Source organism: Gemmatimonas sp. (assembly GCF_044345575.1).
Classification (GTDB): domain Bacteria; phylum Gemmatimonadota; class Gemmatimonadetes; order Gemmatimonadales; family Gemmatimonadaceae; genus Gemmatimonas.
The window spans coordinates 1-3108 of the sequence record NZ_JBIJAW010000373.1 but is presented as its reverse complement, the minus strand read 5'-3'; the positions used below and the strand labels follow the sequence as shown (position 1 = coordinate 3108).

Annotated in this window: 4 protein-coding genes and 1 tRNA gene; 4 read left to right on the top strand and 1 reads right to left on the bottom strand. The window is 66.4% G+C overall.

The genetic code is table 11. The annotated features are described in order from the left end of the window. Together ACIQ6O_RS15335 and ACIQ6O_RS15330 are read left to right on the top strand one after the other, a co-directional pair. A partial coding sequence (locus ACIQ6O_RS15335; protein ID WP_396208648.1) for an RrF2 family transcriptional regulator occupies positions 1-354 on the top strand: 354 nt, incomplete at its 5' end. Positions 355-363: 9 nt separating this feature from the next. Further along, the gene (locus tag ACIQ6O_RS15330; protein WP_396208647.1) at positions 364-897 is read left to right on the top strand and encodes a hypothetical protein; all 534 of its coding nucleotides are present in this window, start codon (positions 364-366) and stop codon (positions 895-897) included. Between the two features lie 93 nt (positions 898-990). On the opposite strand, the gene ACIQ6O_RS15325 is transcribed toward ACIQ6O_RS15330, so the two are convergent. Then, positions 991-1074: transfer RNA gene (locus tag ACIQ6O_RS15325), tRNA-Leu, on the bottom strand. A gap of 167 nt (positions 1075-1241) precedes the next feature. On the opposite strand from ACIQ6O_RS15325, the gene smpB reads away from it, so the two are divergent. Both smpB and ACIQ6O_RS15315 read left to right on the top strand, forming a co-directional pair. After that, positions 1242-1712, top strand: a complete 471-nt coding sequence (smpB, locus tag ACIQ6O_RS15320) for an SsrA-binding protein SmpB (protein ID WP_396208646.1) — start codon at positions 1242-1244, stop codon at positions 1710-1712. Continuing rightward, positions 1712-3016, top strand: coding sequence for an N-acetylmuramoyl-L-alanine amidase (locus ACIQ6O_RS15315; protein WP_396208645.1), 1305 nt, complete (start codon positions 1712-1714; stop codon positions 3014-3016). Before smpB ends, ACIQ6O_RS15315 begins: the two co-directional genes overlap by 1 nt. Positions 3017-3108 lie beyond the last annotated feature (92 nt).

Below are 3108 nucleotides of genomic sequence, written 5' to 3'. Positions count from 1 at the left end.
CGCATGCGTCGCGCAGGCATCGTCAACAGCACGCGCGGAGCACGTGGGGGGTATTCGCTGGCGCGCACGCCGGAAGAGATCACCGTGCGCGACGTGATTCAGGCGTCGGAACTCACCACCTTCGACCTGCACTGTGTGTCCCACCCCGTGGATGCCGGACGGTGTGCCGAGGCGGAGAACTGCAGCATCCGCCCCGTGTGGATGCTGTTGCAGAAGCGGATCGACGAGGTGCTCGAGGGAGTTCGGCTGAGCGATCTCCTGGCCGACGAATCGGTGGTGCGCGATCGCGTCGGCTTGCCGGCCTACGAGGTGCAGGCCGACGTCCCCGGAGCGCTCCCCATTCTGCAGGCCTGAGCGCGCGGCATGGGCTTCTGGGCCGACTGGCAAGCTGCACGGGCGCGACGGCAGCGGGTGGAGGTGTATCTCAATCATCTGCTACGCGAACCGGATGCGGCCACCCTCCAGTGGCTGAGCAAGTGCGGGGGGAATGGCCAGGCGGCACGCCGCGAACTCGCGTTTGCGCGCCGGGCTCTCGGGCTGATCGTGGCGGAACGCGATGCACTCGATGATCGCACGGCCGCTGATGTCGCCCATCAGCTGGCGCCGGTCGTCGCCGCGGAAGCGCGACGCGATGCCGACATCGGTCGCCTGTGGGCGGAGCGGTGGCGGGGCTACACCGCCGCACTGGCCGTGCGGGGCAACCCGGAGTCGCCCGCAGCGCGGCTGGCGCGCGTGCTGTTGTCCGGCGTCGGTGTCGTAGACCCCGCCGCCGACGACCTGCTTCAGGGAACGGCCTACATACAGGATACCCGTGCCGTCCTCAACGAGCAGCTCCGGGTCGCGTTTGGGGCGGCATCACTGCCTGAGGACATTCGCCCCAGTGCCCTGCGTGGCTGATTGTCCTGCTGGCCAGGCAAAGCGCTAGCGCACAAAACAAAACGGGCAACAGCGCGCATGCACTGTTGCCCGTTTCGTTTGTTCGATGCGAGGTGCCGAAGGCCGGACTCGAACCGGCACGTCCTTGCGGACACTGCGCCCTGAACGCAGCGCGTCTACCAATTCCACCACTCCGGCAGACACCTCTCCGCCCGGCGGCCGATCGCTCTGACCACCGTAACGGCAGGGCGGGAAGAATAGACCGGATACGGCCCGAAAGTCAACGCCAAAGGCCAGAAACGTGATGGGGCAGTGACGCGCTACCAGCGGAAAACCGGCCGCGAGCGATTAGGTTTCACGCACGTATGGCCAAACAGGAAGCGGAAGAGCCCACCGAACTGATCGCGCGCAACAAGCGCGCGCGTCACGATTACGAGATCCTCGACACCTGGGAAGCCGGCATCGTGCTCACCGGGACCGAGGTGAAGGCGTTGCGTGACGGTCGGGCGAACCTCACCGACGGCTACGGATATGTGCGCGATGGCGAGGTATTCCTCCTCAACGCCCACATCGGTGCCTACGGCCACGGCAACGTCTTCAATCATGAGCCCACGCGCACGCGGAAGCTGCTGCTGCACAAGCGCGAGATCCGTCGGTTGATCGGTTCGCTGGAACGGCAGGGACTCACGCTCGTGCCCCTCGACATGTACTTCAAAGGGGGCAAGGTGAAGGTGCGTGTGGCCCTCGCGCGTGGCAAACAGCAACACGACAAGCGCGAAGATCTCAAGAAGCGCGACGCCGAGCGCGAGATCGCGCGCGTCCTCCGCAAGGGCTGATGCGGTCGATTGTGCGTGCGGCACTCCGGCAGGTCGCGCTGGCGTGTATCGTCGCGTCAACCAGTATGGCGCAGACGACGCCGGCGACGGCCAAGCAGCCTTCCGGGAATGTCGTCCTCGCGCGCCTCGGTGAGCGCTCCCGTCCGGTCGCGCAGATCGCGCACCCCAATGGCGGTCTCGCGCTGCGCGCCGATGCGCTCGCCGAGGGCCTCGGGGGGCAGTTGGTGCGCGACGCGGAGCGCCCAGGTCGCTATCGCCTCGAGGTCGGTGCGGTCGGCGTCGATATCGAACAGGGATCGGCCCTGGTCGTGGTGGCCGACGATACGCTCCCGCTGAGTGGGGAGGTGTTCCGGCAGGGCGGCCTGCTGTATGTCCCCCTCGCGTTTGCTGCCGATCTCCTCCCTCGCCTCGGCACCGGCGTCATGTACGATGCGGAGAAGCGCGAGGTACGGCGTTTTGCGCCCGTCGTCGCCAGTCGGCGCGCCCCGGCGCCCCGCAGTGCGCCGTCGGCGGCTGCGGCCAACACCAACGTCCGGGCGGAGCCCGATCGCACCGCCGTTCGCGCGCCCGAAACGCGCTCGAGCAATCGCCAGCGCGTCGTGGTGGTCGACGCCGGCCACGGTGGCCCCGACAATGGCATGTCCGGCCCCATCGGCGGCGGTCCGCGGATCTACGAAAAGCACGTCACGTTGGCCGTGTCGAAGCAACTTCAGCGTGCTCTGGAAGCGCGTGGGGTCCGGGTGGTCATGACGCGTACGGCCGATACACTGATCGGCTTATACGATCGCGGGCCGATTGCCAATGCGGCGAAAGGGGACGTGTTCGTTTCCATCCATGTCAATGCAGCCAATCCGCGCTGGAAGAACCCGGGTACCGCGCGTGGCTTCGAGACGTACTTCCTTGCCGAAGCGAAAACGGAAGACGAGCGGCGGGTCGCGGCGATGGAAAACGAAGTCGTGAAATTCGAGACCAAGGCCGATGTCAGCGGCGATGACCCGCTCGGCTTCATCATGCGCGACATGGCGCAGAACGAGCATCTGCGGGAATCGATGCAACTGGCCTCGCTCATTCAGGGAGCGATGCGAACCGTGCATCCCGGTCCCAACCGTGGCGTCAAACAGGCGGGGCTGGCTGTCTTGGTCACGGCATTCATGCCCGCCGTTCTGGTGGAAATCGGTTTCGGGACCAATCCGACCGAGGCCTCCTACATCTCGAATTCGCAACGTCAGGCGGAGCTCGCCGAGCGCCTCGCCGACGCCATCGAACGCTATCTGGCGGAGTATGAACGCAAGGTGAGTAGATGACGACCATCGCGACACGTGTGGCGGGTCTCGATTTCCGGAACCCCGTGGTGCTGGCGTCCGGCACGGCGGGCTTCGGCCTCGAGATCGAAGAT